The organism is Aliidongia dinghuensis (genome assembly GCF_014643535.1).
Lineage (GTDB): Bacteria > Pseudomonadota > Alphaproteobacteria > ATCC43930 > CGMCC-115725 > Aliidongia > Aliidongia dinghuensis.
The window spans coordinates 97,654-124,416 of the sequence record NZ_BMJQ01000015.1 but is presented as its reverse complement, the minus strand read 5'-3'; the positions used below and the strand labels follow the sequence as shown (position 1 = coordinate 124,416).

At 67.4% G+C, this 26,763-nt stretch carries 28 protein-coding genes; 12 read left to right on the top strand and 16 right to left on the bottom strand.

Going from position 1 to position 26,763, the window contains the following annotated elements; genetic code table 11:
* Positions 1 to 57: 57 nt before the first annotated feature.
* The 5 genes from IEY58_RS25370 to IEY58_RS25350 all read right to left on the bottom strand — a co-directional run bounded on the left by IEY58_RS25370 (position 58) and on the right by IEY58_RS25350 (position 5,252).
* Positions 58 to 1,038 (bottom strand): lysylphosphatidylglycerol synthase domain-containing protein, encoded by a 981-nt coding sequence (locus IEY58_RS25370; RefSeq protein WP_189050949.1) that lies wholly within the window; start codon positions 1,036 to 1,038, stop codon positions 58 to 60.
* Positions 1,035 to 1,913 (bottom strand): hopanoid biosynthesis-associated protein HpnK, encoded by an 879-nt coding sequence (gene hpnK / locus IEY58_RS25365; protein ID WP_189050948.1) that lies wholly within the window; start codon positions 1,911 to 1,913, stop codon positions 1,035 to 1,037. Before hpnK ends, IEY58_RS25370 begins: the two co-directional genes overlap by 4 nt.
* 34 nt (positions 1,914 to 1,947) lie before the next feature.
* On the bottom strand, positions 1,948 to 3,384 hold the full coding sequence (gene hpnJ / locus IEY58_RS25360) for a hopanoid biosynthesis associated radical SAM protein HpnJ (RefSeq protein ID WP_189050947.1): 1,437 nt from the start codon (positions 3,382 to 3,384) through the stop codon (positions 1,948 to 1,950).
* Positions 3,381 to 4,538, bottom strand: coding sequence for a bacteriohopanetetrol glucosamine biosynthesis glycosyltransferase HpnI (hpnI, locus tag IEY58_RS25355; protein ID WP_189050946.1), 1,158 nt, complete (start codon positions 4,536 to 4,538; stop codon positions 3,381 to 3,383). The genes hpnJ and hpnI overlap by 4 nt, the downstream gene beginning before the upstream one ends.
* A 273-nt stretch (positions 4,539 to 4,811) precedes the next feature.
* The gene (locus IEY58_RS25350; protein WP_189050945.1) at positions 4,812 to 5,252 is read right to left on the bottom strand and encodes a winged helix-turn-helix transcriptional regulator; all 441 of its coding nucleotides are present in this window, start codon (positions 5,250 to 5,252) and stop codon (positions 4,812 to 4,814) included.
* Between the two features lie 100 nt (positions 5,253 to 5,352).
* Between IEY58_RS25350 and IEY58_RS25345 the strand changes: the two genes are divergently transcribed.
* Genes IEY58_RS25345 through vapC form a run of 3 tightly spaced genes read left to right on the top strand, consistent with a single transcriptional unit; the run spans position 5,353 to position 6,661 of the window.
* Positions 5,353 to 5,964, top strand: coding sequence for an NAD(P)-dependent oxidoreductase (locus tag IEY58_RS25345; RefSeq protein WP_189050944.1), 612 nt, complete (start codon positions 5,353 to 5,355; stop codon positions 5,962 to 5,964).
* A 42-nt stretch (positions 5,965 to 6,006) separates the two neighbouring features.
* On the top strand, positions 6,007 to 6,258 hold the full coding sequence (vapB, locus tag IEY58_RS25340; RefSeq protein ID WP_322112044.1) for a type II toxin-antitoxin system VapB family antitoxin: 252 nt from the start codon (positions 6,007 to 6,009) through the stop codon (positions 6,256 to 6,258).
* Positions 6,215 to 6,661, top strand: a complete 447-nt coding sequence (vapC, locus tag IEY58_RS25335) for a type II toxin-antitoxin system tRNA(fMet)-specific endonuclease VapC (RefSeq protein WP_456057532.1) — start codon at positions 6,215 to 6,217, stop codon at positions 6,659 to 6,661. Before vapB ends, vapC begins: the two co-directional genes overlap by 44 nt.
* Positions 6,662 to 6,666: 5 nt before the next feature.
* Here vapC and IEY58_RS25330 read toward each other — a convergent pair whose 3' ends face one another.
* The 4 genes from IEY58_RS25330 to IEY58_RS25315 form a co-directional block, all read right to left on the bottom strand.
* Entirely contained in the window at positions 6,667 to 7,998 is a 1,332-nt protein-coding gene (locus IEY58_RS25330; RefSeq protein WP_229743945.1) for a sensor histidine kinase, read from the bottom strand.
* A gap of 74 nt (positions 7,999 to 8,072) precedes the next feature.
* Positions 8,073 to 8,747: a response regulator transcription factor gene (locus IEY58_RS25325; protein ID WP_189050942.1), complete on the bottom strand. Its 675-nt coding sequence runs from the start codon at positions 8,745 to 8,747 to the stop codon at positions 8,073 to 8,075.
* A gap of 128 nt (positions 8,748 to 8,875) precedes the next feature.
* A complete protein-coding gene (locus IEY58_RS25320; protein ID WP_229743944.1) occupies positions 8,876 to 10,456 on the bottom strand; it encodes a DegQ family serine endoprotease in 1,581 nt (526 codons plus the stop codon).
* Between the two features lie 302 nt (positions 10,457 to 10,758).
* On the bottom strand, positions 10,759 to 11,532 hold the full coding sequence (locus tag IEY58_RS25315) for an aldolase (RefSeq protein ID WP_189050941.1): 774 nt from the start codon (positions 11,530 to 11,532) through the stop codon (positions 10,759 to 10,761).
* Between the two features lie 309 nt (positions 11,533 to 11,841).
* Here IEY58_RS25315 and IEY58_RS25310 point away from each other — a divergent pair, with 309 nt between their 5' ends.
* The gene (locus tag IEY58_RS25310) at positions 11,842 to 12,450 is read left to right on the top strand and encodes a DedA family protein (protein ID WP_189050940.1); all 609 of its coding nucleotides are present in this window, start codon (positions 11,842 to 11,844) and stop codon (positions 12,448 to 12,450) included.
* 18 nt (positions 12,451 to 12,468) lie between these two features.
* Positions 12,469 to 12,717: a cysteine-rich CWC family protein gene (locus IEY58_RS34825; RefSeq protein WP_189050939.1), complete on the top strand. Its 249-nt coding sequence runs from the start codon at positions 12,469 to 12,471 to the stop codon at positions 12,715 to 12,717.
* An 18-nt stretch (positions 12,718 to 12,735) separates the two neighbouring features.
* Here the strand turns inward: IEY58_RS34825 and IEY58_RS25300 are convergent, their stop codons facing one another.
* Positions 12,736 to 13,647, bottom strand: coding sequence for a P-loop NTPase family protein (locus IEY58_RS25300; protein WP_189050938.1), 912 nt, complete (start codon positions 13,645 to 13,647; stop codon positions 12,736 to 12,738).
* 287 nt (positions 13,648 to 13,934) lie between these two features.
* Here IEY58_RS25300 and IEY58_RS25295 point away from each other — a divergent pair, with 287 nt between their 5' ends.
* Positions 13,935 to 14,438, top strand: a complete 504-nt coding sequence (locus tag IEY58_RS25295; RefSeq protein WP_189050937.1) for a flavin reductase family protein — start codon at positions 13,935 to 13,937, stop codon at positions 14,436 to 14,438.
* Between the two features lie 55 nt (positions 14,439 to 14,493).
* The gene (locus tag IEY58_RS25290; protein ID WP_189050936.1) at positions 14,494 to 15,111 is read left to right on the top strand and encodes a TerC family protein; all 618 of its coding nucleotides are present in this window, start codon (positions 14,494 to 14,496) and stop codon (positions 15,109 to 15,111) included.
* Between the two features lie 254 nt (positions 15,112 to 15,365).
* Here IEY58_RS25290 and IEY58_RS25285 read toward each other — a convergent pair whose 3' ends face one another.
* Positions 15,366 to 15,566 carry a YdcH family protein gene (locus IEY58_RS25285; protein WP_189050935.1) on the bottom strand — a complete coding sequence of 67 codons (201 nt, stop codon included), beginning with the start codon at positions 15,564 to 15,566 and terminating at the stop codon, positions 15,366 to 15,368.
* 89 nt (positions 15,567 to 15,655) lie between these two features.
* On the opposite strand from IEY58_RS25285, the gene IEY58_RS25280 reads away from it, so the two are divergent.
* Entirely contained in the window at positions 15,656 to 16,144 is a 489-nt protein-coding gene (locus tag IEY58_RS25280; RefSeq protein ID WP_189050934.1) for a TIGR02444 family protein, read from the top strand.
* Here the strand turns inward: IEY58_RS25280 and IEY58_RS25275 are convergent.
* Positions 16,092 to 16,694 carry a UbiX family flavin prenyltransferase gene (locus IEY58_RS25275; protein WP_189050933.1) on the bottom strand — a complete coding sequence of 201 codons (603 nt, stop codon included), beginning with the start codon at positions 16,692 to 16,694 and terminating at the stop codon, positions 16,092 to 16,094. The genes IEY58_RS25280 and IEY58_RS25275 overlap by 53 nt on opposite strands.
* A 153-nt stretch (positions 16,695 to 16,847) precedes the next feature.
* Here IEY58_RS25275 and IEY58_RS25270 point away from each other — a divergent pair, with 153 nt between their 5' ends.
* Positions 16,848 to 17,024 carry a YdcH family protein gene (locus IEY58_RS25270; protein WP_189050932.1) on the top strand — a complete coding sequence of 59 codons (177 nt, stop codon included), beginning with the start codon at positions 16,848 to 16,850 and terminating at the stop codon, positions 17,022 to 17,024.
* 82 nt (positions 17,025 to 17,106) lie between these two features.
* Here the strand turns inward: IEY58_RS25270 and IEY58_RS25265 are convergent, their stop codons facing one another.
* Both IEY58_RS25265 and IEY58_RS25260 read right to left on the bottom strand, forming a co-directional pair.
* Positions 17,107 to 18,072: a phosphotransferase family protein gene (locus tag IEY58_RS25265; RefSeq protein WP_189050931.1), complete on the bottom strand. Its 966-nt coding sequence runs from the start codon at positions 18,070 to 18,072 to the stop codon at positions 17,107 to 17,109.
* Positions 18,065 to 19,711 (bottom strand): acyl-CoA synthetase, encoded by a 1,647-nt coding sequence (locus tag IEY58_RS25260; RefSeq protein WP_189050930.1) that lies wholly within the window; start codon positions 19,709 to 19,711, stop codon positions 18,065 to 18,067. Before IEY58_RS25260 ends, IEY58_RS25265 begins: the two co-directional genes overlap by 8 nt.
* A 168-nt stretch (positions 19,712 to 19,879) precedes the next feature.
* Here IEY58_RS25260 and IEY58_RS25255 point away from each other — a divergent pair, with 168 nt between their 5' ends.
* Entirely contained in the window at positions 19,880 to 21,781 is a 1,902-nt protein-coding gene (locus tag IEY58_RS25255; protein WP_189050929.1) for a propionyl-CoA synthetase, read from the top strand.
* Positions 21,782 to 21,927: 146 nt separating this feature from the next.
* On the opposite strand, the gene IEY58_RS25250 is transcribed toward IEY58_RS25255, so the two are convergent.
* Both IEY58_RS25250 and IEY58_RS25245 read right to left on the bottom strand, forming a co-directional pair.
* Positions 21,928 to 22,500, bottom strand: coding sequence for a DUF1013 domain-containing protein (locus IEY58_RS25250; RefSeq protein WP_189050928.1), 573 nt, complete (start codon positions 22,498 to 22,500; stop codon positions 21,928 to 21,930).
* Between the two features lie 186 nt (positions 22,501 to 22,686).
* Positions 22,687 to 23,685 carry an NAD(P)H-quinone oxidoreductase gene (locus IEY58_RS25245; RefSeq protein ID WP_229743943.1) on the bottom strand — a complete coding sequence of 333 codons (999 nt, stop codon included), beginning with the start codon at positions 23,683 to 23,685 and terminating at the stop codon, positions 22,687 to 22,689.
* Positions 23,686 to 24,086: 401 nt separating this feature from the next.
* Here IEY58_RS25245 and rpsT point away from each other — a divergent pair, with 401 nt between their 5' ends.
* Together rpsT and dnaA are read left to right on the top strand one after the other, a co-directional pair.
* Entirely contained in the window at positions 24,087 to 24,347 is a 261-nt protein-coding gene (gene rpsT / locus IEY58_RS25240) for a 30S ribosomal protein S20 (RefSeq protein WP_189050927.1), read from the top strand.
* A gap of 866 nt (positions 24,348 to 25,213) precedes the next feature.
* Positions 25,214 to 26,674, top strand: coding sequence for a chromosomal replication initiator protein DnaA (gene dnaA, locus IEY58_RS25235; protein WP_229743942.1), 1,461 nt, complete (start codon positions 25,214 to 25,216; stop codon positions 26,672 to 26,674).
* Positions 26,675 to 26,763: the final 89 nt, after the last annotated feature.

Below are 26,763 nucleotides of genomic sequence, written 5' to 3'. Positions count from 1 at the left end.
CGAAAGGCCCTGCTTAGATGGGGTGCCGCCACCGCTTTGCCACTATGGGCTTTGCCACTACTCGGCCGGCTGGCGCCGGGTCACGAGCTTGTGTGCTTCGGCGATCTGCCAGGTGACGAGGCCCGGCAGGAAGATGATCGCGTCGCGGATGCGGCGGGCGATCGCGACCGCCAGCGCCGTGCCGGGGTCGAGGCCCAGGAGCGAGCCCAAGAGGATGAAGCCGCCTTCCTGCACGCCGACGGCACCCGGCACCACGAAGGCGGCCGAGCTGATCGCCTGCGCCAGCGACTCGAGCAGCACTGCATCGTAGAGGTCGATCGGGTTGCCCATGAATTGCAGCGCCAGATAGATCTCGCCGGTGCCGAGCGTCCAGCCGATGAGCTGCCAGCCGATGGCGCTCAGGATCCGGCCGGGGCGGCGATAGACCAGGCGCAGCACCCGATCGAGCCGCGCCGCGTTGCCGACGAGGTCAGCCCAGCGCTCGCCGAAGAGCGCGCCGACCAGCTGCGCCCCCATGTTGACGATGCCCATGCGCTGGATCGCGACCAGCCCGGCCACCATCGGCAGGAAGGCTAGGAGCCCGAAGATCACGCGCCAGACCACGGCCGTGTCGTCGATGCGCAGGAGCAGCAGCACCAGGCCCGCGACCGTGAACAGGAACTGGCTGACGAGCGTCAGCGTGATGTCGCTGATCAGGCTGGCCGCGACCGGGGTCGGGCGGAAGCCCATGCGGGTCAGCACCCGATAGGACACGACCTCGCCGCCGATGCGCGCGACCGGCAGGAGGCCATTGACCGATTCGCGCAGCCAGACCGCATAGGTCATCTGGCCGAGCGACGGCGCCGGGCCGGCCACGAACAGCACGCGCCAGGCGATCGCCATCACCATCATCGGCACGACATGGAACAGGCTGGCCCAGACGAGCCCGACGCCGGCGGTCTGCAACGCCGAGGTCAACGGCCCGATACCCTCGTAAACCAGGATCGCGGTCAGGAGCGCCACGCCAATGAGGCCGAATAGGCTGGCCCAGCGGATCATGCGGCGACTCGCGTCTTCGTCGCCTCGGCCAATTCGCCGAAGCTCGTGCACTCGATGCCGTGCGCGGCGACGAGGCGCTTCACTGCCGGCGAGACGAGGGCGGCGAGCTCGTCCGCATGGCGATAGGTCGGCATGGTGCGCGCGAGCTTGGGCGTGAGGCTGGTCGCCGGATGGAAATAAATCTCGCTGACGCCGTCCGGCAGATGCGGAATCAACGCCGCGACGCGGGCCTCGGTCACGGCGCCGGACCAGGCGAGGCCGAACACCTGGTCGTTCGTCACCATGCCCTGGCGCTTCAGCATCGCCTTGAGCTGGCCGGTCCAGGTGCGCAACGCCGCGGCGCCGAAGCCGCCGGCCGCGGCCGCATTCTCCGCCCGCGCCACCGGGCCCCCCGGCTCGACCGGCAGGCGTACCGCCTTCAAGCCATAGTCACGGCCGATTTCGACGATGAGCCGGGCCACGGTCGGGTGCAGGTGAATGTGCTTGTGAGTGTTGGCGTGGTCGAGCGCCAAGCCGGTGCGGCGGAACGCCTCGAACTGCGCCCGGATCTCGCGGGCGAGCTGGGCGCGCACGCCGGGCTTGAAGAAGAAGCGGAAGCCCGCCCGGACCATGTCCGAGGGGAAGCGGCCGGAGGCATCGACGAGATCGGGGATCGACGCCGGATCCGACACCGGCGTCGCCTCGACCAATGCGATGTGAAGACCGACGCGGAGGCCCGGGTTCCGGCGTGCTACCGCGACGGCGCCCTCGACCGCATCCTCGCCAACCATCAGGCTCGCGGCTGCGAGCAGGCCGTCCCGATGGGCGATTTCGACCGCGTCATTGACCGCCGGGTCGAGACCGAAATCGTCCGCCGAGAAGATGACCCGCTTCATGCCGGGTGAGCTGTCGCAAGGCCGAAGCCCCGCGTCAGCCCGCGACCTGATGGCGCTCGCGCAGGAACTGGAAGAACTCGACGCCTTCGCGCAGGCGACGGACCAGCATCTGCGGGCTGCGGATCATCTCGTTCAGGATCGACAGGATCTTCGACCGGCGGAAATAGAACCGCCGATACATGGTCTCGACCGCGTCGAAGATCTCCTGGTGCGACAGGTGCGGATAGTGCAGCGGCGCCATCTGCACGCCATGCTCGTCGATGAGCTCGGCATGATCGATGTCGAGCCACTTGTTCTCGACCGCCTGGTTGAACAGGAACGTGCCGGGATAGGGGGCGGCCAGCGACACCTGGATCGTGTGCGGATTGATCTCGGTCGCGTACCGGATCGTCTCCTCGATCGTCTCCTTGGTCTCGCCCGGCAGGCCCATGATGAAGGTGCCGTGGATCTTGATGCCGAGCTTGTGGCAGTCGGACGTGAACTTCTTCGCGACCTCGATCCGCATGCCCTTCTTGATGTTGTGCAGGATCTGCTGGTTGCCCGACTCGTATCCGACCAGCAGCAGGCGCAGGCCGTTCTCCTTCAGGACCTTCAAGGTCTCGTAGGGTACGTTCGCCTTGGCGTTGCACGACCAGGTGACACCCAGTTTGCCGAGCTCGCGGGCGATCGCCTCCGCGCGCGGCAGGTCGTCGGTGAAGGTGTCGTCGTCGAAGAAGAACTCCTTGACCTGCGGGTAGTGCTTCTTCGCGAGCTTGATCTCTTCGATCACGTGCTCGACCGAGCGCGTGCGGTAGCGGTGGCCGCCGACCGTCTGCGGCCACAGGCAGAAGGTGCAGCGCGACTTGCAGCCGCGGCCCGTATAGATCGAGATATACGGGTGCATCAGATAGCCGATGAAATAGTCCTCGAGGTGCAGGTTCTGCTTGTAGACCTCGGTGACGAACGGCAGCTCGTCCATGTTCTCGAGGATCGCGCGGTCGCGGTTGTGGACGATCTCGCCCGCGGCATTGCGGTACGAGATGCCGTCGACGTCGGCCCAGTCGCGACCCTCGGCGATTTCCTTGATGGTGAAGTCGAACTCGTTGCGCGCGACGAAATCGACGACCGGTGCGGCCGCGAGGCTCTTCTCGGCCTCGACCGCGACCTTGGCGCCGATGAAGCCGATCTTGAGCTTCGGATTCGCCTGCTTCATCGCTTCCGCGACCTTGACGTCCGACGCGAAGGACGGGGTCGAGGTGTGCATGATGCAGAGCTCGTAGCCTTCCTTGGCCTGGTCGGCGAGCACGTCCTGGAGGCTGACGCGCGCCGGCGGCGCGTCGATCAGCTTGGAGCCCGGCACGAGAGCGGCCGGCTGCGCCAGCCAGGTCGGGAACCAGAACGACTTGATCTCGCGCTTCGCCTGGTACCGGGACCCCGCGCCGCCGTCGAAGCCTTCAAAGGACGGGGCCTGGAGGAACAGGGTCTTCATCATGCCAAAGGATCTCCTTCGAAAGTCAGTTCACCGCGCCGATCGACCTGGAAGCTCTGATCGCGCCATGTCACCCGCTGGCCACAGAAGCTGGCGACCAGGATGATGAATGACAAGGCGTCGCGGATCGGTACCAGGGCCGCACGCAGCGGGATCAGGCCGAACATTCGGCTGCACGTATATATCAGAGCCCCGCGGGCCGCCAGAGCGGCCGCGAGCGCCAGCCATGCGCCTTGGGCGAAGCCGCTCACCGGCAATGCGAGCAGCGCCAGCGCCACCGGATTGGTGATGATCGAGGCGGCGGCTCCGGCAGGCGTGATCGAGCGGATGGTCCGCTGCCAGCGCAACTCGTGGCGGAACAGGGCGCCCATGTCCGCCTCGAGCACGATGTTCTCGATGACGTAGGGCGCGATCACCACTTTGTAGCCGGCCTGGCGGACGAGCATGCCCAGCACATAGTCGTCGGCCAGATGGTTGATGAGTGCCCCGAAGCCGCCGACCTCGTCGAGCGTCGAGCGGCGAAGCGCCATGGTGGCGCCGAAGCAGCCGGGGTCGGTGCCGAACAGCCGGCCCACGAGCACGGACGGCAGGAAGCCGTTGTTGATGAAGGCGGCACCCAGCGCCGACGGTATGCCGCGCTCGGGCCGGCCCTTGTAGAGGCAGGTGACGAGACCGACGCCGGCCTGCATCAGCGGGCCCACGACCGCGTCGAGGTAATGGGGCTCGACCCGCATGTCGCTGTCCGCGATGACCAGCACCTCGTGCTTCGCCACCGCCATCATGTTGGCGAGGTTGCAGATCTTGAAATTGCTGCCGGGCAGCGCGCCGTCGATGACGAGCGCTACGTCGGCGTCGGGCAGGTCGGCGATCACCTGCCGCGCGATCGCGACGGCTGGGTCCGACTCGCGATGGGCGCCGATCACGACCTGGACCGGCCCGTCATAGGCCTGGCGGCAGAACGAGCGCAGGTTTTCGTAGAGGCCCGGGTCGGCACCGCACACCGGCTTCAGGATGGTGACGGAGGGGCGTCGGGTGGGGGCGGCCGGGCGCTGCCGTCCGAAAGACCAGACAGCGAAGGCCGCAACAACAAGATAGGCGACGCCCAGGAGGCTCACGCCAATCGCCACGTCCCCTGGAATGTCGAAACCGTCGAGCAAGCGAGCGCTACCTTCAAAGCCAGAGCAAGCCGATCCCCCGGATCGGTCGAGAGACGTTCAGACGCCGCCGGCAGCCGATGCCGGGCGGCAAGTTACATCGCGACCTGGCAGGTGATCCAGCGGGCCGCCCGTGGTCAAGGCGCAAACAACCGATGACGACGCCATCTTGTCGCCGTGGCGGGGATGTAATGTCAAGCAAAGCGCGTACAATAAGACTGTCCGTAATTTCGGCACATTAGAGACCTACCACCGGCGCGCGGCAGGCCGGGTGTGCTATGCGCCGAATGAGCGTCCGGCCTCTGATGCGGCCTGGTCCTGAGCCGCACGGTCGAACCGCTCCCGGGCCGCCACGATCGTCGGCAGCTGACGGTCGGCCCAGGCGACCAGACCCTGCATCGGCTCGAGCAGGGATTGGCCGAGCGTCGTCAGGCGATATTCGACGCTGGGCGGCGTCGTCGGGAACACAGTCCGTTCGATGAGGCCGTCGCGCTGCAGGCTGCGCAGCGTCTCCGTCAGCATGCGCTGCGAGATGTCATTGATCGCGCGCCGGAGCTCGCCGAACCGGTGCGGCCGCGGCGCCAGCGTCAGGATCAGGAGGAAGCTCCATTTGTCGCCGATGCGGTCGAGCACTGAGCGGATCGGGCAATCCGGCGCCCCGCCCGACGCCCCGCGCGGGTTGCGCGCCGGGCGAGGCGGTTCCTTCGAGGTAACCATGGGCGTCGAACCTGCCGTCTTTACGGGCATTCTATCGTCTCGTACCTGATGCTGGTCTCAGAAAGAGACTATCACGCAATCGGGAACAAGGAACAACGACATGAAGCTCGCGATCATCGGCGCCACCGGCAATGTCGGGACGCGCCTCGTGGCGGAGGCGCTCGGCCGCGGTCATCAGGTGACGGCCATCGCCCGCGACCCGGCGAAGCTTCGGGCGCAGGATCGGTTGACGCCGGTCGTGGGGGATGCCAGCCAGCCGACGGCGCTGGCACCACGTCTGGCGGGCCATGACGCGGTCGTGAGCACGGTCGGGTTCCGCGCAAGCGATCCGGCGCTGCTGATCGACGCGGTGCGCCGCTCGGGCGTCAAGCGCTACCTCGTGGTGGGCGGCGCCGGCAGCCTCGAGGTGGCACCCGGCAAGCTGCTGATCGAGATGCCGGATTTCCCGGCCTTCGTGCTCGAGGAGGCGACGCGCGGCAAACTGTTCCTCGATGCGCTGCGCCGGGTCGACGATCTCGACTGGACGATGCTGAGCCCCTCGGCGCTCTTCACCGCCGGCGAGCGCACCGGGCACTTCCGGCTCGGCGGCGACCAGCTCTTGGTCGGCGCCGACGGCAAGAGCTGGATCTCCTACGAGGACTATGCGGTAGCCCTGCTCGACGAGATCGAAAAGCCGAGGCACGTCCGGGCGCGGTTCACGGTCGGGTATTGAGGGCACTGGGCTGGACAATTGCTCAGAGGCGGGATATACATATTGGATATCCCGCCTCTGGACCGCTGCATCATGAACCGAACAACTCTGTTCCAGACGAATCGCTCTCAGGCCGTTCGGCTGCCGAAGGACGTGGCGTTCCCTGAAGGCGTCCGGGAGGTCGCGATTCTGCGGGATGGCACTCGCCGGGTCATCGTGCCGGCCAATGCGGTGTGGGACGATTTCTTCGATTCGCCTGGCATCGATCTTGGTGACCGCGATCAGCCGGCTGTTCAGGAGCGCGGCGGCTTCTAAAATGTTGCGCTATATGCTCGACACGAACCTTTGCATCCGTGTGCTGCGCGACCGGCCCGCTGGCTTGCGGGCACGGTTCAATGCGGAAGCCGACGGGCTGTGCATTACAACCATCACCTTGACCGAGCTGTTGCACGGTGCGGCGAAGTCAGCAAAGCCGATCGAGAACCGGCAGGAGGTCGAGCGGTTCGCGGCCCGGTTGGCAGTCCTGCCGTTCGACGAGGCCGCAGCCGATCATTCGGCCGATATCCGAGCCACGCTCGAACGTCGTGGGCTTCCGATCGGGGGCTATGACCTGCTGATTGCCGGGCATGCGCGCAGCCGAGGGCTCGTCATCGTCACCGGCAATCTGAAGGAATTCACCCGCGTCGACGGCCTGCGAGCGGAGGACTGGTTTGCCTGAGCGGCTCACGCCCCCTCGCCGTTGTTCCCCACCATGAGCGGCAGCGAGACGACGGCGCTGAGGCCCGGGGCATTGTCTTCGAGCGCGATCGAGCCGCCGTGCAGGCGGATGACGGCGCGGGCGAGGCTCAGGCCGAGGCCGTTGCCTTCGGTCGTCCGGCTCGCCTCGAGCCGATAGAAGCGATCGAACACGCGCTCCCGCTCGGCGGCCGGAATGCCCGGGCCATTGTCGCTGACGGTGAGCCTCGCCATGGTCCCGGCGACCTGGACCTGGACCGCGACGGCGCCGCTGGAGGGCGTGTATTTGAGCGCGTTCTCGACCAGGTTTGCGATTGCGCGCGACAGCATGTGCCGGTCGCCGCGCACCTCGACCGGACGGGGCGTGGTCTCGATCGTGAAGCGGAGCCCCTTCTCCTCGGCGACCGGCTCGTAGAGGTCGGCTAGATCGCGCGCGAAGGCGGTGAGGTCGAGCGGGGCCAGCTGCGCACGCGGATTGCCGGCCTCGGCCTCGGCGATGTCGAGCAGTGCCGTAAAGGTGGCGAGCAGCTGGTCGGCCTCGGCGATCGTCTGCTGCAGCACCTCGCGATAGCGATCGGTCGAGGGTTCCTCGATGAGCGCCATCTCGATGCGCGAGCGCAGCCGGCCCAAAGGCGAGCGCAGGTCGTGGGCGATATTATCGGTGACCTGACGCATGCCGGCCATCAGACGCTCGATCTGGTCGAGCATGGCGTTCAGATTCTGCGCCAGCCGGTCGAACTCGTCGCCGGTGCCGTTCAAGGGGATGCGGTGGCTGAACTCGCCGGCGCGGATGAGGTCGCCGGTCCGGTTGATCGCGTCGATGCGCGCCAAGGCCCGGCGCGAGAGGACGATGCCGCCGACGAGGCCGAGCAGCAGGGTCAGGCCGCCGGACGAGGCGAGCGCCACGATGATGCGGTTGCGGAAGGTGACGTTCTCGGCCAGGTCGCGCCCGACCAGCAGTTGCACGCCGCCGGCCAGCACGAACGTCGTCGCCTGGGCGATGTGCGGGCCTGAGCTGCGCTGGCCCGAGCCGCGCTGGCCCGAATCGCTCAAATGGAAGCGCATCCAGCCGTCCTTCTCGACCTCGAGGTCGGGCCAGCGCGAGAGATTGCCGGCGAGCGGCCGCTGGCGCGAATCGGTCAGGAGATAGAGCATGCTCGAGCCCCGCTCGGGGTTCGAGCGCTCGTTGATGACGGCGACCAGGCCGGCCAGGCCCCGCTCGCGATATTGCTCGGCGAGGCCCGTGATCTCCGCGTCGATCGTCTCATCGGTCTGGCGGGTGCTGTAGACGACCGTCTGCCAGTAAATGAGCGCCAGCATCGCCAGCATCGAGCCGGCGAACAGCGCGAAATAATAGACCGCGAGCCGGAAGGTCGAGGTCTTGAGAAGGTCGATCAGGCGGCCTTGAGACAGTAGCCGGCTCCTCGGACGGTGTGCAGCATCGGCTTTGCAAAGCCCTTGTCGATCTTCTGCCGGAGACGGCTGATGTGCACGTCGATGACGTTGGTCTGCGGATCGAAATGATAGTCCCATACCTGCTCGAGCAGCATGGTGCGCGTCACCACATGGCCGGCGTTGCGCGCCAGATATTCGAGCAGGCGGAACTCGCGCGGCAGCAGCTCGATCTCGGTCGAGCCGCGCCGGACGGTGCGGGCCAGCAAGTCGATCTCGAGCTCGCCGACCTTGAGCTTGGTCTCGGTCTTGCCGCCGGCACCGCGGCGCAGCAGCGACTCGAGCCGGGCCAGGAGCTCGGAAAAGGCGTAGGGCTTGGTCAGATAATCGTCGCCGCCGGCCTTGAGGCCGCGCACCCGGTCGTCAACCTGGTCAAGCGCAGACAGGATCAGCACCGGCGTGTGATTGTCGGACGCGCGGAGCGCCGCCACGATCGCGAGCCCGTCCATGCCGGGCAGCATGCGGTCGAGGATGATCGCATCGAACCGCTCGGTCGTCGCCAGCACCAGCCCCTCGCGGCCGTCGGCAGCATGGTCGACCGTGTGGCCGCTCTCCTTCAGGCCCTTCACCAGAAAGGCCGCGGCCTCGCGATCATCTTCGACGACGAGCAGCTTCATGGCACGAACCCTGGGGATCGCAATCTTCGGAGGCAGCCCCCTCACCCCAACCCTCTCCCCCGGATGGGGGAGAGGGTGCCGAGCAGGGCGAGGCGGGTGAGGGGAGGCCGCGGTCGTGGGAGGCGGGCTCAGCCGGCCTTGTCTTCGGGGGTGAGCGCCACGTAGCGGTTCTGGCCCCGGCGGTTGACCAGCAGCAGGACCGACTTGGCCTTGCCGTCCTTGGAGGCGTCCTTGACCTTCTGGATCACCTCTTCGGGCTTCGAGACCGGCGTCTGGTCGATCTGCACGATCACGTCGCCCGCCTCGATACCCTTGTCGGCGGCCGGGCTGCCGTCCTTGACCCGCGACACCAGCACGCCGTTCACGTCCTTGGGGATGGACAGGCGCTTGCGAATGTCCGGGTTCAAGGTCGAGAGCGTCAGGCCGAGCGAGGGCGCGCGGCCCGGCCGTTCCTCGCCGGTCTGCGGGTCGATCGAGGCGACCTTGCTGTCGTCGAGCTTTTCGATCGTGGTCGAGAGCGTCTGGTGCTCGCCCTTGCGGAACACGCCCAGGTCGACCTTGGTGCCGATCGGGGTCTCGGCCACGACGCGCGGCAGGTCGCGCATCTTCTCGACCGTCTTGCCGTTGAACTTCTCGATCACGTCGCCGACCTTGACGCCGGCCTTGGAGGCCGGGCTGTTGTCGGACACGGACGAGACGAGCGCGCCCGTCGGATGGTTCTGGTCGAGCCCCAGCGAGTTCGCGATCTCGGGCGTCACTTCCTGGATCTGCACGCCGAGCCAGCCGCGATCGACGTGGCCCGACTTCTTGAGCGCCTCGATCACGTTCTTCGCGGAATTGGACGGGATCGCGAAGCCGATGCCGACCGAACCGCCGTTCGGCGAGAAGATCGCCGTGTTGATGCCGATGACCTCGCCCTGCATGTTGAAGGTCGGGCCGCCGGAATTGCCGCGGTTGATCGACGCGTCGATCTGCAGGAAGTCGACATAGTTCGAATCGGCGATCGGCCGGCCGCGCGCCGACACGATGCCCTTGGTCACCGTGCCGCCGAGCCCGAACGGGTTGCCGACGGCGATGACCCAGTCGCCGACCTTGGCCTGGTCGCTGTCGCCGAGCTTGACGTAGGGCAGCGGCTTCGGCGCGTCGATCTTGAGGAGGGCGAGATCGCTCTTCTGGTCCTTGCCGATGATCTTGGCCGGATGCTGGCTGTCGTCGGCGAAAGTGACGGTCACCTTCTCCGCATCCCCCACCACGTGGTTGTTGGTGACGACATAGCCTGTCGGATCGACGATGAAGCCGGAGCCGAGCGAGATCACCTTCTGGGCGTTCGGCGTGACGTGCGGCACGCCGTGGCGGCCTTGCTGCTGCTGCTCGAAGAAGCGGCGCAGGAACTCGTCGAACGGCGTGCCCTGGCCCGGACCCTGAAGCTGCGGGCCCTGGTCCTCGTCATTCTCATCGTCGCCCTGGTCTGCCTGCTCGTCGCCGCCGCCCGAGCCCGGCTTCTGGATGACCGAGATGTTGACGACGGCGGGCAGCACCTTGTCCACGATCGGCGAGAAGCTCGGCAGATCCTGCGACATGGGAGCGGAAATCGGCGCCTGAGCGAAGGCGGGGGCCAACGGCCCGAAGGCGAGGCTGGTCGACAGGCCCAGGAGGAAAAGCGTCCGGCCGAACGGGCGGCGACGCGGGGTGGGCTCTCTGACAGTCACGGCGAAGATGCCTCCTTGGCGGACAAGCGGTGAAATCGGTCTTGCGTTCTCGCGAAGATGAACGCCTCAGCATGGAAGATGGTCCAGGCCACGTAACGAGGACCCTGCTGCGACATTAAATCTTTGTCATGTTGTGCGGGGTCATGTTGCGCAGGGCCCTGTTGCCGAGGGGGCAGGCCTCGCCCTCTCTCGTCGATCCATGCGGCGGCGCATGCGCATCAGTTTGCGCCAAGTCGTATGGTATTACCACGGGGATGGCCGGGTCCGGCCGTCCACGGCGAGAGAGGGGGCGCGTCGCGGTCTCAGTCCCGATAGCTCGGATCCTCGGCATCGAGCAGGCGCTTTATCGATTCGAAATGGGCGTGGGCATAGGCGGGCCGGTCGCGCGCAAAATCTGCGGCCGTGCGTCGGGCGACCTCGTCGGCGACGAGCTTCAGCGGCCGGCCGGTCGAGAGCGCCAGCACCTGCAGTTCGGCCGCGCGCTCCAGGTAATAGAGATCATCGAACGCTTCGGCGAGGTTCGGCCCGACGGTGACCACGCCGTGATTGGCGAGGAACAGGATGCGGGCCTGGCCCAAGGACGCGGCCAGCCGGTCGCCCTCGTCCTGGGCGAGCGCCAGGCCGTTGTAGTCGTCGTCATAGGCGATCGCGTCCCAGAAGCGGAGCGCGTTCTGATGGGCCATGGCGAGCCGCCCGCCCTCGATGAGCGTGAGCGCGGTCGCGTGCGGCATATGGGTGTGCAGCACGGCGGTTGCCCGATCATGGGCGTGATGCAGGCGGGAATGGATGTGGAACGCCGTTGCCTCGACTTCGCCGGCGCCCTCGACGATCCGGCCGTCGCGGTCGAGCATGAGGAGATGGCTCGCCCGCATCTCTGCCCAATGTACGCCGAACGGGTTGATCAGGTAGCGGTCGCCGCCGGGCAGCGCCAGGCTGAAATGGTTGCAGATACCCTCGCCGAACCCGAGCTTCGCGGCCCAGCGGAGTGCCGCCGCGAGGTCGATCCGGGCACGGGCGACCGGGTCCGCGACCGGCGCATGCCACGAGCGCGACGCAGAAAACGTTTCCTTCGACATGACGGGCTGGCCCTCTCGCAAGCTTTTGTTGACACGAGGCATCGTATGCCTGTCGTCTGATGAAAGGAAATCGGGTGCCAATGGCAACCCATGTCGTAATTGGGGGCCGTGTCGTAATTGGGCAAATGCGGGCAAGCGGGCTTGAAAAAGCTGCGCTGTCGGCGGATGTATGCGCTTCGCTGGGCGTTCGGGTCATGCTCCTCGCGGGGAGCGGGTGTCGGAAACGTGCGGCGGAGAACCCGATCGCCAGGATCAGCATCGACATCCGGCAAGGGTGCGACGGGTTAGTTTTGGGGAGCGACTTTCCGGATGGAAGAGGTTCAGCGGTATATCGCCGAGTACCGCGACTATTTCTACTTGCTGACGATCGTCTGGACCTTCCTCGAGGGCGAAACCTTCGTCCTGCTGGCGGCCGCCGTGGCGGCCAGCGGCACGATCGATCCCTACAAGCTGGGGGCTGCCGCCTGGTGCGGCTCCTATCTCGGCGACCAATGCTGGTTCTTCCTCGGACGCAAGGCGGGGCCGTTCCTCCTGCGCAAGTTTCCGGACTGGAAGCACGGCATCGACATGGTGCACCGCTGGCTCGAGCGCTGGGACATACTGTTCATCCTGACCTTCCGCTTCATCTACGGCATCCGCAATTTCTCCTCGGCCGCGATCGGGCTGTCGGAACTGTCGACCCCACGCTTCATGGTGCTGAACTTCGTCGGCGCGGGCATCTGGGCCGCGAGCTTCGTCGGCATCGGATATCTATTCGGGCATGCGATCGGCCGGCTGCTCGGCCAATATGCGCTGGCGATCGAGCTCAGCGCCCTCGGCATTTTCGCGGTCGCGGTGCTGACGATCCTGCTCGTCACCCGCTGGCGCTCGCGCCGCGCCCGCCGGCTCGCCCTGCTGCCGACGGATCGGCGGTCGTAACGAGGGGCCCTGCGCCGCATGACCGGCAGTGCGCCTGACACCACGACCTGCCCGCGCTGCGGCGCCGCCATGACCTGCCGGCCGGCGGGCGATTGCTGGTGCATGGAATTGCCGGCGCGCCTACCAGTCCCGAAAGGGCCAGTCCCGCAAGGGCCAGTGCCTAGGGGGCCGGTCCCTAAGGAACCGGCATCAGGCACACCCGCGTGCCTCTGCCCGCGCTGCTTGGCTGAACTGTTGCCCGGGACGGACCGCGGCCCGTCCGCCTGAATCTGGTCCCGACGGACCCTATTCCGGCCGCGCCTTCTCGGCGGCCAGTTCCAGGATGTGGTGGGCGAGCACGGTCGCGGTCAGCGGCTTCAGGCCGAACGCGAAATGCTGGGTGATGCTGCCGGCCGAGACGGCGAGCCCGGCGTCGGCCGCGGCAATGAGCGCGCCCAGGCGCGGGGCGATGTCGAGGCGCGTGACGACGACGCGCTTGGCACCGATGGCGAGCGCCGCTTGCGCGAACAGTCGCGCCTCGCTCGCATCCAGCATCGCCGGCAGCGCCAGCATCGGCTCGGCCCCGGTCTGCTCCGCCAGCCGGCCGAGTGCCGCAAAGCCGGCCGTGTCGGCGGCATCGAGCCCCGCGGTGTCGATCAGCAGCGGCCCGCTCTCCGGCACCGTGAGGTCAGACGCCGTAAAGCCGGGCGCCGTGGGATCGACCCGCTCGGGATCGATGCCGAGTACGGCCACGAACTCGGCCAGCTGCTCGACGCCGCCCGGTCGATGGATATCCGTCGTCAGCACGCGTGCGACCGGCGTCGTGCCGCGCGCTGCGAGCTTGCCGACGAGCGTGGTCTTGCCGGCGGCCGGCGGGCCGACCAGCATCAGCCGGGCGCGCGCCGCATGGGGCAGGGCCGAGAATTTCAGGAGCGCCTTGAGCCCGCTTTCCAGCAGATGCAGTGCGTCCGCCTTGCGCACCTTGCGCTCGATCAGGCGCAGGACGAGGCGTGGCGGCGCATCGTGGAAATTGAGCGCGTCCTCGACCACCTCGATCGGGTCCAGAGCCGGACGCTCCGCCGCACCGTCGATCAGGCCGGCGAAGCTGCCGTCCGCATTCGCCTCGTTCTCGACCAGGACGGCCGAAGGGCCGAGCTGGACTGCCGCCCGGAAGGCGGCTTCACGCGGGTCATCGGCGGAAAGGAACTTGAGGCGCATCGGCGGACACTCGCGAGAGACCGATCGGGAATTACTATCCCTAATCTCTCAGAGGCCGCTTAACAATCCGTCTCGCGACGGACATTGGGATCCCTTTGGATGATGGCGCCTCGGGCGGATTACTGATGCAGCAGATAGCCGCCCGCGGCACCGACCTGCGGGCATGTCCGGCATGTGCCCTGCCGCCAGTTCCAATGTCGCCAGGGGGGCCGATTTGCCCTATATCCAAGGGCGTAACGTTGGGTAAGTTTTGGATAAGTTTTGGATAAGTTTTCTGGGGCCGCTGGATGGCAATCGAGCCGGAACTCTACAAGACGGGCATGCGGCGCCTTACTGCCGGCGTCACGATCATCACGACACTGGCCGACGGGCAGCGGCGCGGCCTGACCGCGACGGCGGTCTGTTCCGTCTCGGCGACGCCGCCGACGCTGCTCTGCTGCGTCAACCGGCAGGGCTCGGCCCATGACGCCATCGTCTCGTCCGGCCTGTTCGCGATCAACGTGCTGACCGCCGACGATCACGCGCTGGCCGAGCGGTTCAGCGGGGCCGAGATTGGCGAGGCGCGCTTCTCCACCGGCGATTGGGACGTGCTCCAAACCGGCGCGCCGATCCTGAAAAGTGCCCTCGTCGGCTTCGACTGCCGGGTCGTCCAGACCTTCGACGGCTCGACCCATTCGATCTTCCTGGGCGAGGTCGTGGCCCAGCGCATCGGCGTGGGCGAACCCTTGTGCTATCTCGGTGGCAGCTACGGCAGCTTCCACGACCTGGAAGCATTGCTGGCGCTACGCTGACCTTCGGAATCCAAGGCTGGCGGCGTAGGGCGCTCGTGCCCATATCTGCGCGGCCATGACATTGCCCGCCTGGATAGACCTCACAGCACTTTCGGCGCTGCTGCAGGTCGTGCTCATCGACATCACGCTCGCCGGGGACAATGCCATCGTTGTCGGCATGGCGGCGGCCGGCCTGCCGCAGGGGCAGCGTGGCAAGGCGATCCTGCTCGGCATCCTGGCGGCGACCGCGCTCCGCATCCTGTTCGCCGTCGTGACGGTGCAGCTGCTCGCGGTCATCGGGCTGACACTCGCCGGCGGCTTCCTCCTGCTCTGGGTCGCCTGGAAGATGTTCCGCGAGGCGTGCGGCAAGGGCCATTGCCCGTCCGGCGATTGCGGCGAGCCCAAGAGCAAGACCTTGGCGCAAGCGCTCCTCCAGATTGTCGTCGCCGACATCTCCATGTCGCTCGACAACGTGCTGGCGGTTGCTGGCACGGCGCGCGAGCATCTCTGGGTGCTCGTCGCGGGCCTGACGCTCTCGGTCGGGCTCATGGGCATGGCCTCGCAGCTGGTCGCCCGCATGATCGGCCGCTTCCCCTGGATCGTCTGGATCGGCCTCGGCATCATCACCTATGTGGCCTTCAGCATGATCTGGCAGGGCTGGCACGAAGTCAGGCCCTACATGCCGATGGATTGAGCTGGTTGGTCGAAGCGAACCCCACGTCTGCCAGTCTTCGTCCTCCCCTGGCTTGACCCCGGGGATCCACGCGCCGCCGCTTGGCGATCCCGTGACCGGGGTGAGCGTTTTGCGCAAAGGCGTGGATGGCCAGGTCAAGCCCGGCCATGACGGAAGGGAGATGGAAGCTCCGTTATGCACGCAAAACGGCCGCTCGCCGGTCGCTTGCCCTGGGTTCTCGCCTCCGCGGCGGCGACGGGAATTATTTTACGGCTTTACGCGATAATGTCGGGCAACAGCAGGCTTTCCAGCCGCGCGATCATGTCCTTGAGGGCGAGCTTGCGTTTCTTCAGACGTTGAATCTGCAACTGATCTTCGGCGGAGTCCGCCACATGGGCGATCAGCGCGTCGAGATCGCGATGTTCGCTCACCAGGGCGGCGAGCTTCTGCTTGATGGCTTCGTTGTCGAGGTCCATAGGCACTCGTGTCGACAATCTCTGACGGGGGCACCCGACGACGCGGGGCCGGGACTATAGCAGGCTGGCGCGGGCCAGGGGAGGGGCCGATGGGCTCGGATTTCGAGGGGCAGGCGAGCGACTTCTGGGGGTTCGCCCACAGGCTCTACGAGGACACCTCGGCGCTCTGCCTCGATCTGCAGGACGGTGCCGGCCTCGACGTCAATCTCGTCCTGCTCTGCCTCTGGGCCGGGACCGTGCGGGGGCTCGCCCTCACGGACGAGGACTTTCCGGCACTCGATGCGGCGCTCGAGCCCTGGCGCACCCGGGTGGTGGCGCCGCTCCGCGCAGTCAGGCGCTTCCTCAAGGGCGACAGCCTGGCGACGGAGCTGCGCGAGCGGATCAAGGCGGCCGAGCTCGATGCCGAACGGGTCGAGCAGCGCCGGCTGCTGGCGGCACTGCCCGACCGGCCCCTGGGCGAGCCCTCGCCGGCGCTGGGGCTCATCAATCTCGAACGCTATGCCGGGCCGGCCGCGGCCCGGGCGTTCACGCCCGCGCTCGTGGCGGCCGCGGCGTCGGACCCTCGCCCCAGCGCGTGACGCTGCCCGCGTCGATGTCGAACAGGTCGAGCACGCGGCCGAGGCTATGGTCGACCATCGCTTCGAGGCTCGCGGGCTGGGCATAGAACGCCGGCACCGGCGGCGCGATGATGGCGCCCATCTCCGACAGCTGGGTCATCGTGCGCAGGTGCCCGGTGTGGAGCGGCGTCTCGCGCACCATCAGGACCAACCGCCGGCGCTCCTTCAGCACCACGTCGGCGGCGCGGGTGACGAGGCTGGTCGTGACGCCCGTCGCGATCTCGGACATGGAGCGGACCGAGCAGGGCGCGATGATCATGCCACGGGTGCGGAACGAGCCGGACGAGATCGCGGCCGCCATGTCGGTCGCCGGATACCAATGGTCGGCGAGCGCGTGCACGTCTGCGACCTTGTGCCCGGTCTCGTAGGCGAGCGTCACCTCGGCAGTGCGCGAGAGCACCAGATGGGTCTCGATCGGGAGCGGCTTCAAGAGCTCCAGGAGGCGCACGCCGTAGCGCACGCCGGAGGCGCCGGTTATAGCAATAATGAGTCGCTGGGGCGTTTTTTCCATAAGCGCTTGAACTAGCTCGGATGCACCGCGAAATCCAGAAAAGCCGTAAGACTATTACCTCAACTTGCCCGAATCGAACGCTTGGAGACCGGCATCGATGGGATTACGGTTTTATGGCGCACTCGTGCGACAACGCTTCTAGGAGAGGCATCTATGGCTGTTGAAGATCACATCCGGGCACTCCGTGATAAACACGCCAACCTCAAGCAAGCTATCGCCAAGGAGACGACCCGTTCCCTGCCTGACGAGCTGAAGGTAGCGGAATGGAAGCGCGAGAAACTGCGAATTAAAGACGCGATCGCCGAACTGTCCCGTCAACAGATGATGTGACGATCGAGCGACAAAAGGATGAAGGAAGGCCGGGTTCGACAATAAACCCGGCCTTTTTCATGGGCTCCGTCACATCCTGGTCTTAAAGCCCGTCCGGCCGATCGAGCCGGGCGAGCACGCGGGCCATCAGCCGGTCGATCCGGTCGCGGTCGGCGATGCGGAACTGCCGCCTGTCGCCGTACTCGGCCATCGCCGTCACCCCGGCGAACGCCACATAGAGCCAGAAGGTGGCATCGGCACGGGCGCCGGTGAGCGCCAGCCAAGCCTCGGCGAAGCCCGTCGGCTTGTCCGCGTCCATGAGGTCGAAGAGCGTGCGGGCGATGGCGACACGCGGGTCGCCCCAGCCCATACGGTCGACGTCGACGAGGCCGGAGAGTCGCCCGGTCTCGGTCACGATCCCGTCGCGCGTCGCGGGCTCCGCCATGAACGCCACGGCCGGGATGCGGTCGAGGGCGGGCGCTGCGCGGGCAAAGCGGCGCTCGACCGCGTCGACGATCGCCTCGTCCATCAGGTCGGCGGCCTGGATGGCGCCGCGCGCCTCGGCCAAGTCCTGGGCCAGCACGTCCGACCAGCGGACGTAGGGGGCGGCCTCCGCCTCGGTCGCCCAGCCGTAGCGGCCGGCGCTGCCGAGGCCCGCGACCTTGTGCTGCATCTCGGCGAGCCGGCCGGCGATCAAGCCCAGATGCGGCAGCTTCAGGCGGTCGACATGGTGGAGCAGCGGATCGCCCTCGAGCCGCTCCAGGATCAGCGACGGGAACTCGGAGGTGAAATCGCGCGCCAGGATGCGCGGCATGGGAATGCCCAAGGGCCTGAGCCGCTCCGACCAGAGGGCCGCATCGCGGATGCCGGTGCGGTGCTCGGGCAGGCCCAGGCGCACGACGGCCCGCCGTCCGTCGGTCAATTGCACGTCGAACACGAAATGCCGGGCGCTGCCGTCGAACCGGCGCACGCCGGCCGCCGCTCCGCCGAGCGCCGTCTCGGCGATGGCGGCCGCCAGGAACTCGTCCGGCCCGACCTCGGTCGGCGGCAGCAGGCGCGCGTCAGGCATCGGCGCTCCCGCCTCCTTTGGCGCGGTCGCGCAGCACGAATTTCTGGATCTTGCCGGTCGAGGTCTTGGGCAGCGGGCCGAACACGACCGTCTTCGGGATCTTGAAACGGGCGAGATGCTCGCGGCAGAACTGGATGATCTCGGCCTCGGTGGCGTCGGCGCCTTCCTTCAGTGTCACGAAGGCGCACGGGGTCTCGCCCCATTTCTCGTCCGGCTTGGCGACGACGGCTGCCTCGAGCACGGCCGGGTGGCGATAGAGCACGCTCTCGACCTCGATGGTCGAGATATTCTCGCCGCCTGAGATGATGATGTCCTTGGAACGGTCCTTAAGCTCGATATAGCCGTCCGGGTGCAACACGCCCAGGTCGCCAGTGTGGAACCAGCCGCCCTTGAACGCGGCCTCGCTTGCTTTCGGGTTCTTGAGATACCCCTTCATGACGATGTTGCCGCGCATGAAGACCTCGCCCATGGTCTCGGCATCGGCCGGCACCGGCTCCAGGGTCTCCGGATTGGCGACCATCAGCCCGTCCAGGACCGGGTAGCGCACGCCCTGGCGCGCCTTGAGCCGAGCGCGCTCGGCCGGCGGCAGCGTGTCCCAATCATCGTGCCAGTCGCACACGACGGCGGGGCCATAGACCTCGGTCAGGCCGTAGACATGGGTGATGTGGAAGCCCATGCGCTCCATGCCCTCGATTACGGCGGCGGGCGGCGGTGCTGCGGCTGTCATCATCTCGATGCGCCGGCCTTGCTCCGTGAGCTTGTTCGGCGTGTTCAGCAGCATGGTCATGATGATGGGCGCGCCGCAGAGATGCGTGACGCCATGCCGCTCGATCGCGTCCAGGATGGCGCCGGCCTCGACCCGGCGCAGGCAGACATGGGTCCCGGCCAAGGCCGTGATGGTCCAGGGAAAACACCAGCCGTTGCAGTGGAACATCGGCAGGGTCCAGAGATATGTGGGATGCCCGGCCAGGCCCCAGACCATGATGTTGCCGATGGCGTTCAGGTAGGCGCCGCGATGGTGATAGACGACGCCCTTGGGGTTGCCGGTCGTGCCGCTCGTGTAATTGAGCGAGATCGCGTCCCATTCGTCCGTGACCGGCAGGCCGGGAAAGGCCGGATCGCCCTCGGCCAGAAACGCCTCGTAGTCGAGCTCGCCGATCAACTGGCCGCCCTCGGCCAGCGGGTCGTCGATGTCCACCACGAGCGGCTTCGGCCCGGTCATCTGGGCGAGTGCCGCCGAGATGACGCCCGAGAACTCCCGGTCGGTGATGAGCAGCTTCGCCTCGCCATGGGTCAGCATGAAGGCGATGGTCGGCGCGTCGAGCCGGATGTTGAGCGCATTCAGCACCGCGCCGGCCATCGGCACGCCGTGATGCGCCTCGACCACTTCCGGGATGTTGGGCGCCATGATCGCAACCGTGTCGCCGCGGCCGATGCCGCGCATGTTGAGTGCCGAGGCGAGCCGCCGGCAGCGCTCGGCGGTCTCGCGCCAGGTCTGGCGCCGGACGCCGTGCACGATCGCCAGCCGGTCGGGATGCACCGCGGCGGCGCGCTCCAGGAATCCGAGCGGCGTCAGCGCGGTAAAATTCGCCGGATTTTGATCCAGATCACGGGCATAGGGCGAAGCGACGGGCTGCATGTCGGGAAGGTCCGTTCGAGCAGAATCAAGGCCATGCGGGCATGATCCGCCGAACCGGTCATGGGCCGCAAGGGGCGTGACGGGTTGGCCGGCAGGGGCTACCGTTCGATGCAACGACAAGAACCGCCGCGCCGCAAAAAGCGCTGGGGAAGCCAGGAGGGATCACCGATGACTGACGACGCGGCCGCCCGCTTCGACGCCCTTTGCGCCCGCGCGCTCGGCGATCCCGAAGGCTTCTGGGGCGAGGCCGCCCGCGACCTTGTCTGGACCCGGCCGTGGGACCGGGTGCTCGACGCGCGCCGGCCGCCGTTCTATCGCTGGTTCTCGGGCGGGCGGATCAACATCTGCTACAACGCGCTCGACCGGCACGTCGCGGCCGGGCGCGGCGGGCAGACGGCGCTCGTCTACGACAGCCCGGTCACCGGCCGGATTGAGCGCTACACCTATCGTGACCTGACCGAGCGCGTCGCCCGGCTCGCCGGCGCCATCCGGCACCTGGGCGTGGGACCGGGCGACCGGGTCGTGATCTACATGCCGATGGTGCCCGAGGCGGCGATGGCCATGCTCGCTTGCGCGCGGCTCGGCGCCGTCCATTCCGTCGTGTTCGGTGGCTTCGCCGCGAACGAGCTGGCGACCCGCATCGACGACGCGAAGCCGAAGCTGATCCTGTCGGCCTCCTGCGGCATCGAGGGGGCGAAGCGCATTCCCTACAAGCCGCTCCTGGATGCCGCGATCGAGCGCGCGGCGGCGAAGCCGGCGCACTGCCTGGTCTTCCAGCGGCCGGAGCTCGGCTGCGATCTCGTGCCGGGCCGCGATCTCGATTGGGCTGAAGCGGTTGCGGCGGCCGAGCCCGTGCCCTGCGCCGACACGGCGGCGACCGACCCGCTCTATATCCTCTATACCTCAGGCACGACCGGCGTTCCGAAGGGCGTCGTGCGCGACCACGGCGGCTATGCGGTGGCGCTCCATTGGAGCATGGGCAACATCTTCGGGCTCGCACCCGGCGAGACCATGTTCACCGCGTCCGACGTCGGCTGGGTCGTCGGCCACAGCTATATCGTCTATGGGCCGCTCATCCGCGGCTGCATCTCCGTGCTTTACGAGGGCAAGCCGATCGGCACGCCCGACGCAGGCGCCTTCTGGCGCGTGGTGCGCGAGCACGGCGTCCATGTGCTGTTCACCGCGCCGACCGCGTTCCGTGCGATCCGGCGCGAGGACCCGGACGGCGCCTTCATCAGAAAGGCGCCGCTCGGCGCCTTTCGCGCCCTGTTCCTGGCCGGCGAGCGCTGCGATCCGCCGACGCTCGCCTGGGCCGAGACGCAGCTCGGCCTGCCGGTGATCGATCATTGGTGGCAGACCGAGACCGGCTGGCCGATCGCGGCCAACTGCCTCGGCATCGCGCGGCTGCCGGTCAAGCCCGGCTCGCCGACCAAGGCCGTGCCCGGCTGGGACGTGCGCGTGCTCGACGAGGCGGGCCAGCCCGCGAAGCCCGGCGAGATCGGCAACCTCGCGGTCCGGCTGCCGCTGCCGCCGGGCGCGCTGCCGACGCTCTGGCAGGCGGACGACCGCTATGTCGCGTCGTACCTCACGGCCTTTCCCGGCTATTACCAGACCGGCGACGCGGGCTTCATCGACGAGGACGGCTATATCTTCGTCATGACGCGGACCGACGACATCATCAATGTCGCGGCCCATCGGCTGTCGACCGGGGCGATGGAGGAGGTCGTGGCGGCGCATCCGGACGTCGCCGAATGCGCCGTGATCGGCGTTGCGGACGAGCTCAAGGGCCAGGTGCCGGTGGGCTTCGTCGTGTTGAAGGCCGGCGTTGCGCGACCCGACGATGCGATCGAGCGCGAGGTGGGCCAGCTCGTCCGCGACCGGATCGGCCCGATCGCCGGCTTCAAGCGGACGCTGGTCGTGAACCGCCTGCCCAAGACCCGCTCGGGCAAGATCCTGCGCCAGGCGATGCGCGGGCTCGCCGACCGCAAGCCGGTCACGGTCCCGCCCACCATCGACGACCCGGCGGCACTCGACGAGATCGCCGATGCGCTGAAAGAGGCGGGGTTTTAGGGGAAAACTCCTCGCCCGCTCGCGGGAGAGGGAAGGGGCCCAGCCGTGAGGCTGGGAAGGGGGAGGGTCGTGCGGTTCGTCGACCCTCACCCGGCTCGCTCACGCTCGCTACCCTCTCCCGCAAGCGGGCGAGGGTTCGTTTTTGCTTAGATCTCGTCGATCTCGGTCAGGAGCGGCTCGGCGCGGACCGCGTGCGGGTTCTGCTTGCGTGCGATGACGAGCTGGGCCTCGAAGTCCGCCTGGCTGCAGAGGCCGATCGCGACCGGGTTGCGCGGCTTGATGTTGGGCGAGTTCCAGTGCGAGCGGTCGCGGATCGCGGCGATGGTCGGCTTGGTCGTGCCGATAAGGCGGGAGATCTGCGCGTCCGACAGTTCCGGATGGTTCTTCAGGATCCAGGCGATGGCGTCGGGCTTGTCCTGGCGCTTCGAGATCGGCGTGTATTTCGGGCCCTTGTGCTTCGTTGCCGGCACGGGATGGGCGCCGGACGCGAGCCTGAGGCGCAGCGCCGGGTCGGCCTCGCAGCGGGCGATCTCGGCCTTGGTGATCTGGCCGTTCGCGACAGGGTCCAGGCCCTGCATCATGGTCGCGACTTCACCGTCGGCGATCGCCTGGACCTCGAGCGCATGCAGGCCGCAGAACGCCGCGATCTGGTCGAACGACAGCGAGGTATGCTCGACGAGCCACACGGCGGTGGCCTTGGGCATCAGGGGCAGCGGCATGCTTCTATTTCTCCTCGCGACGTGCGAACCGGCCGGCGGTCGCTCGCGGGAGCGGGGTGCCGGTTACGACATGCATAAAAATGACGATATGCCGCTTATATAGTCGACCGGGCCCGGCGATGGAAGCGCCGGGACAGGCCCGATCCCGCTAGCCCGCCCAGCGTCGTGATTTTTTCTCATGCCTTCTCACACGGTCAGCACGATCTTGCCGATGTGCGCGCCGCTCTCCATCAGGCGGTGCGCCTCGTCGGCGTGGGCGAGCGGGAAGGTCTTGTAGAGGACCGGCTTGATCGCCCCGGAGGCGATGAGCGGCCAGACACGGGCGTGCAGCGCCTCCGCGATGGCGCCCTTTTCCGCCGGCGAGCGCGGGCGGAGCGTCGAGCCGGTCAGGGTCAGGCGCTTGCGCATCACCAGGTTGATGTCGATCTCGACCTTGGCGCCCCGGAGGAACGCGATATTGACGATGACGCCGTCGACCGCCGCGGCCTGGAGATTGCGGGCGACATAGTCGCCCGCAACCATGTCGAGGATGATGTCGACGCCGTGACCGTGCGTCAGTTCCTTCGTGATCTGGACGAAATCCTCGAGCTGGTAGTTGATGCCGCGCTCGGCGCCGAGCCTCTCGCAGGCATGGGCCTTGTCGTAGCTGCCGGCGGTGGCGAAGGCCCGCCCGCCGAGCGCTTTCACCAGCTGGATCGCGGTCGTGCCGATGCCGCTCGTGCCGCCGTGGATGAGCACGGTCTTGCCGGGCGTGAAATGGGCCCGGTCGACGAGATTGCTCCACACCGTGAAGAAGGTCTCGGGCAGGCCGGCCGCCTCCTCGAACGAAAGGCCGGCCGGGACGGGCAGGCATTGCACCGCCGGCACGGCGCAATATTCGGCATAGCCGCCGCCCGCGAGCAGCGCGCAGACCTGGTCGCCTACATTGAGGTGATGGGCGCCGAAGCCCAGGGCCACGACCGTGCCGGCGACCTCGAGCCCTGGGATGTCTGTCGCGCCCGGCGGCGGCGCGTAGTGACCTTGGCGCTGCAGCACATCGGGCCGGTTGACGCCGGCGGCCGCGACCTTGATCAGCACCTCGCCCGCCGCGGGCGCCGGCACCGGCCGCGCGGAGGGGCGGAGCACATCGGCCTCGCCCGGCGTGGCAATCTCGATCGCGGTCATCGTCTGAGGCAGAGCGGTCATGGCAGGGGCTTTCGTCACGGGAGCGGGAGATGCGGGCGACGCCAGGGCGTTCGCGGGCATGGATGGCGTCCATGATGCCGTCCCGGCTGTCGTGGGTCCAGCGGCCGCCGCCATCGCCGCCCAGCCATCGCCGCCCGGCCATCGCCACCCTGCCGTCATCGCCCTGCCGTCACCGAATGGTCATGGACGAGCCGCATGCATCCGGCTCATGCCGTCGGTGCTGGTCAGGGTCGCGCCTGCTTCTGAGTGCTTGTCTTCCGCCGGTTTCGGCGTTAGAAACCGCGCCCTCCGTGACGGGTCTTCGGACGCGTGCGGCCGTCTGTTGCTTGACGCGCCGTGGGCCGACCGCTATAACCCGCCACCCCGTTGACAGTTTCGTTTCACCGAGAGCGCGTTTCCCCATGGCCAATCACAAGTCCGCTGAGAAGCGTTTCCGCCAGACCCTCCGGCGGACCGAGGTCAATCGTGCCCGCATCGGCCGCATCCGTACCTTCGTCAAGAAGGTCGAGTTGGCGATTGCGTCCGGCAACAAGGACGACGCCAAGGCGGCTTTCCTCGCGGCCCAGCCGGAGCTGCAGCGCGGTGCGCAGAAGGGCGTGCTGCACAAGAACACGGTCGCGCGCAAGCTGTCGCGCTTGAACGCCCGGATCGCCGCACTCTAACTCGACCTCTCGCGTCGGGCCGGCCCCCTTGCAGCGGGCCGGTCATCCAACGGGGCTTGCCACTCGATTGCCTTGCGATCGAAGTAAAGACGGCTGACTGTCTTTACTTCGATCGTATAGCGAAAATATTCGCGCGTTCCGCATACGATCCCGTTGCCAGCAGCGTCACCCATCGGTAATCTTCTCAAGCCTTGTCGCCGCAGGGCGCGTGGGCGGAGTTTTCGATGTTCCGCGCGTGGTGAGGGCGGATGGGAAGGTTTTGCGGTATTGCCTCGGTGCGATACTGTAAATCTATCGAGAATTACTTGTAAAATTGCAGTGATCGTGGGTGGTCGGTCCGAAACGGCCGGCAACTTGGGGTAATGGGGGACACATTTCTTCTGGAGATGCGGTAGCGATGCAGGCTTGCCTGCTGATCGGGCCGTATCGCCGTTGTAACGTATCTTTGGAGCCGGTTTGCCGGTGCGCCGTTTTACGGCGCCGGGCGGGTCGTCTCCAGATGCGAAACCGCCGCATGGGTACAACCCACTGTTACGGTTTCGTGTCAGTAAAGTGTCGGTTTGGTGATCAAAATCCAGCGCTCCGTTTGCGGTTCGCTGGTCGGACCCCCGAGGGTTGGATTTTGACCACCAGCGACGTGATGGTGACGAGCAACTTCTCGCCGCCGGCCCGCGCGGCCTGTCGGAGCCTTGGACCCCGATGGACCAGTGCGCCCGTGCTCGGGAGAAGCTGGGGCCACCGGAGCGTCACCGGGTTTCAATCTGCGAGATGGGCTGGGCGGTGCGGGTGTTGGCTCGAAGCGCGATGATGATTGTGACTGGACACCATGCGGCCCGGGGCCTCGTGCCGGGCGGGATGTGCCGCAGGTGACCGTCGAGATTTCCGAGATCGACGGTCCGCTCGCGGCCCAGTGGCAGCGCGTGCGCGGCCGGCTGCGCGACGAGTTCGGCGAGGCGGCCTACCGCAGCTGGCTGTCGTCGCTGAGCCTCGCCGACATGGTGGGCGACGCCATCCGGATCGAGGTGCCGACCCGCTTCCTGCGCGACTGGGTCGTGGCCCACTACGCCGACCGCATCCAGGCGCTCTGGTCCGGCGAGAACAAGAATGTGAACGTGGTCGAGATCGTCGTCGGCGACCGGCGCGTCGCCGCGGCAGCGCTCGTCGCCGAGCCGGCCCTCGTCGCGTCGGCAGAGCCCGAGCCGCGTCTGAGCGAGCCCGCGGAGGAAGCCGGCCGTGCCGGTGCCGCCGCGACCGTGACCCCGGTCGGCGACGCGGCGGACGATCGCGAGATCTCGGCGCCGCTCGACCCCCGCTTCACTTTCGAGAATTTCGTCGTCGGCAAGCCGAACGAGCTTGCGCATGCGGCGGCCCGCCGGGTCGCAGAATCGGCCGTGTCGGGCAACCGGGCCGCACCGTTCAACCCGCTCTTCCTTTATGGCGGCGTCGGTCTCGGCAAGACCCATCTGATGCATGCGATCGCCTGGCACATCAGGCGGCATGATTCCAGCCGGAGGGTGATCTACCTCTCGGCCGAGAAGTTCATGTATCAGTTCATCAAGGCGCTGCGGTTCAAGGACACGATGGCGTTCAAGGAGCAGTTCCGCTCCGTGGACGTGCTGATGATCGACGACGTGCAGTTCATCAGCGGCAAGGACTCGACGCAGGAGGAGTTCTTCCACACCTTCAACGCGCTGGTCGACCAGAACCGCCAGGTGATCATCTCGGCCGACAAGTCGCCGTCCGATCTCGAAGGCATGGAAGAGCGGATGAAGTCGCGGCTCGGCTGGGGCCTGGTCGCCGACATCCATCCGACGACCTACGAGCTCCGCCTCGGCATCCTGCAGGCGAAGGCGGAGCAGAAGCAGGCCCAGGTGCCGGCCAAGGTGCTCGAGTTCCTGGCGCACAAGATCACGTCGAACGTGCGCGAGCTCGAAGGGGCGCTGACCCGCATCACCGCCCACGCCCAGCTGGTCGGCCGCTCGATCACGCTCGAAAGCGCCCAGGACGTGCTGCACGACCTGCTGCGCGCGAACGACCGCCGGATCACGATCGAGGAGATCCAGAAGCGGGTCGCCGAGCATTTCAACATTCGCTTGGCCGACATGCATTCGGCCCGTCGCGCCCGCGCCGTGGCACGCCCGCGCCAGGTCGCGATGTATCTCTGCAAGCAGCTGACGCCGCGCTCGCTGCCCGAGATCGGCCGCAAGTTCGGCGGCCGCGACCACACGACCGTCATGCATGCCGTGCGTAAGATCGAGGAGCTCCTGGCCGAGGACCGCGCGCTCGGCGAGGACATCGACCTTTTGCGGCGCATGCTGGAGAGCTGAGGGTCTCCTGCCCGCTCTCTTCCCGTCATGGCCGGGCGTGACCCGGCCATCCACGCGGTTGGGCCTGAGACCCTGTTTCAGGCGATGTG

Coding starts and splice junctions, on each gene's coding strand:
- IEY58_RS25285 (WP_189050935.1), bottom strand. CDS start 15,566: ATGGACCTCGACAACGAAGCCATCAAGCAGAAGCTCGCCGCCCTGGTG.
- IEY58_RS25280 (WP_189050934.1), top strand. CDS start 15,656: ATGGGCTCGGATTTCGAGGGGCAGGCGAGCGACTTCTGGGGGTTCGCC.
- IEY58_RS25270 (WP_189050932.1), top strand. CDS start 16,848: ATGGCTGTTGAAGATCACATCCGGGCACTCCGTGATAAACACGCCAAC.
- IEY58_RS25265 (WP_189050931.1), bottom strand. CDS start 18,072: ATGCCTGACGCGCGCCTGCTGCCGCCGACCGAGGTCGGGCCGGACGAG.
- IEY58_RS25250 (WP_189050928.1), bottom strand. CDS start 22,500: ATGCCGCTGCCCCTGATGCCCAAGGCCACCGCCGTGTGGCTCGTCGAG.
- IEY58_RS25330 (WP_229743945.1), bottom strand. CDS start 7,998: ATGCTGGCGCTCATTTACTGGCAGACGGTCGTCTACAGCACCCGCCAG.
- IEY58_RS25315 (WP_189050941.1), bottom strand. CDS start 11,532: ATGTCGAAGGAAACGTTTTCTGCGTCGCGCTCGTGGCATGCGCCGGTC.
- IEY58_RS25345 (WP_189050944.1), top strand. CDS start 5,353: ATGAAGCTCGCGATCATCGGCGCCACCGGCAATGTCGGGACGCGCCTC.
- hpnK (WP_189050948.1), bottom strand. CDS start 1,913: ATGAAGCGGGTCATCTTCTCGGCGGACGATTTCGGTCTCGACCCGGCG.
- IEY58_RS25245 (WP_229743943.1), bottom strand. CDS start 23,685: ATGACCGCTCTGCCTCAGACGATGACCGCGATCGAGATTGCCACGCCG.
- IEY58_RS25295 (WP_189050937.1), top strand. CDS start 13,935: ATGGCAATCGAGCCGGAACTCTACAAGACGGGCATGCGGCGCCTTACT.
- rpsT (WP_189050927.1), top strand. CDS start 24,087: ATGGCCAATCACAAGTCCGCTGAGAAGCGTTTCCGCCAGACCCTCCGG.
- IEY58_RS25255 (WP_189050929.1), top strand. CDS start 19,880: ATGACTGACGACGCGGCCGCCCGCTTCGACGCCCTTTGCGCCCGCGCG.
- IEY58_RS25370 (WP_189050949.1), bottom strand. CDS start 1,038: ATGATCCGCTGGGCCAGCCTATTCGGCCTCATTGGCGTGGCGCTCCTG.
- IEY58_RS25275 (WP_189050933.1), bottom strand. CDS start 16,694: ATGGAAAAAACGCCCCAGCGACTCATTATTGCTATAACCGGCGCCTCC.
- hpnJ (WP_189050947.1), bottom strand. CDS start 3,384: ATGATGAAGACCCTGTTCCTCCAGGCCCCGTCCTTTGAAGGCTTCGAC.
- IEY58_RS25350 (WP_189050945.1), bottom strand. CDS start 5,252: ATGGTTACCTCGAAGGAACCGCCTCGCCCGGCGCGCAACCCGCGCGGG.
- IEY58_RS25290 (WP_189050936.1), top strand. CDS start 14,494: ATGACATTGCCCGCCTGGATAGACCTCACAGCACTTTCGGCGCTGCTG.
- IEY58_RS34825 (WP_189050939.1), top strand. CDS start 12,469: ATGACCGGCAGTGCGCCTGACACCACGACCTGCCCGCGCTGCGGCGCC.
- IEY58_RS25260 (WP_189050930.1), bottom strand. CDS start 19,711: ATGCAGCCCGTCGCTTCGCCCTATGCCCGTGATCTGGATCAAAATCCG.
- IEY58_RS25300 (WP_189050938.1), bottom strand. CDS start 13,647: ATGCGCCTCAAGTTCCTTTCCGCCGATGACCCGCGTGAAGCCGCCTTC.
- IEY58_RS25310 (WP_189050940.1), top strand. CDS start 11,842: ATGGAAGAGGTTCAGCGGTATATCGCCGAGTACCGCGACTATTTCTAC.
- IEY58_RS25325 (WP_189050942.1), bottom strand. CDS start 8,747: ATGAAGCTGCTCGTCGTCGAAGATGATCGCGAGGCCGCGGCCTTTCTG.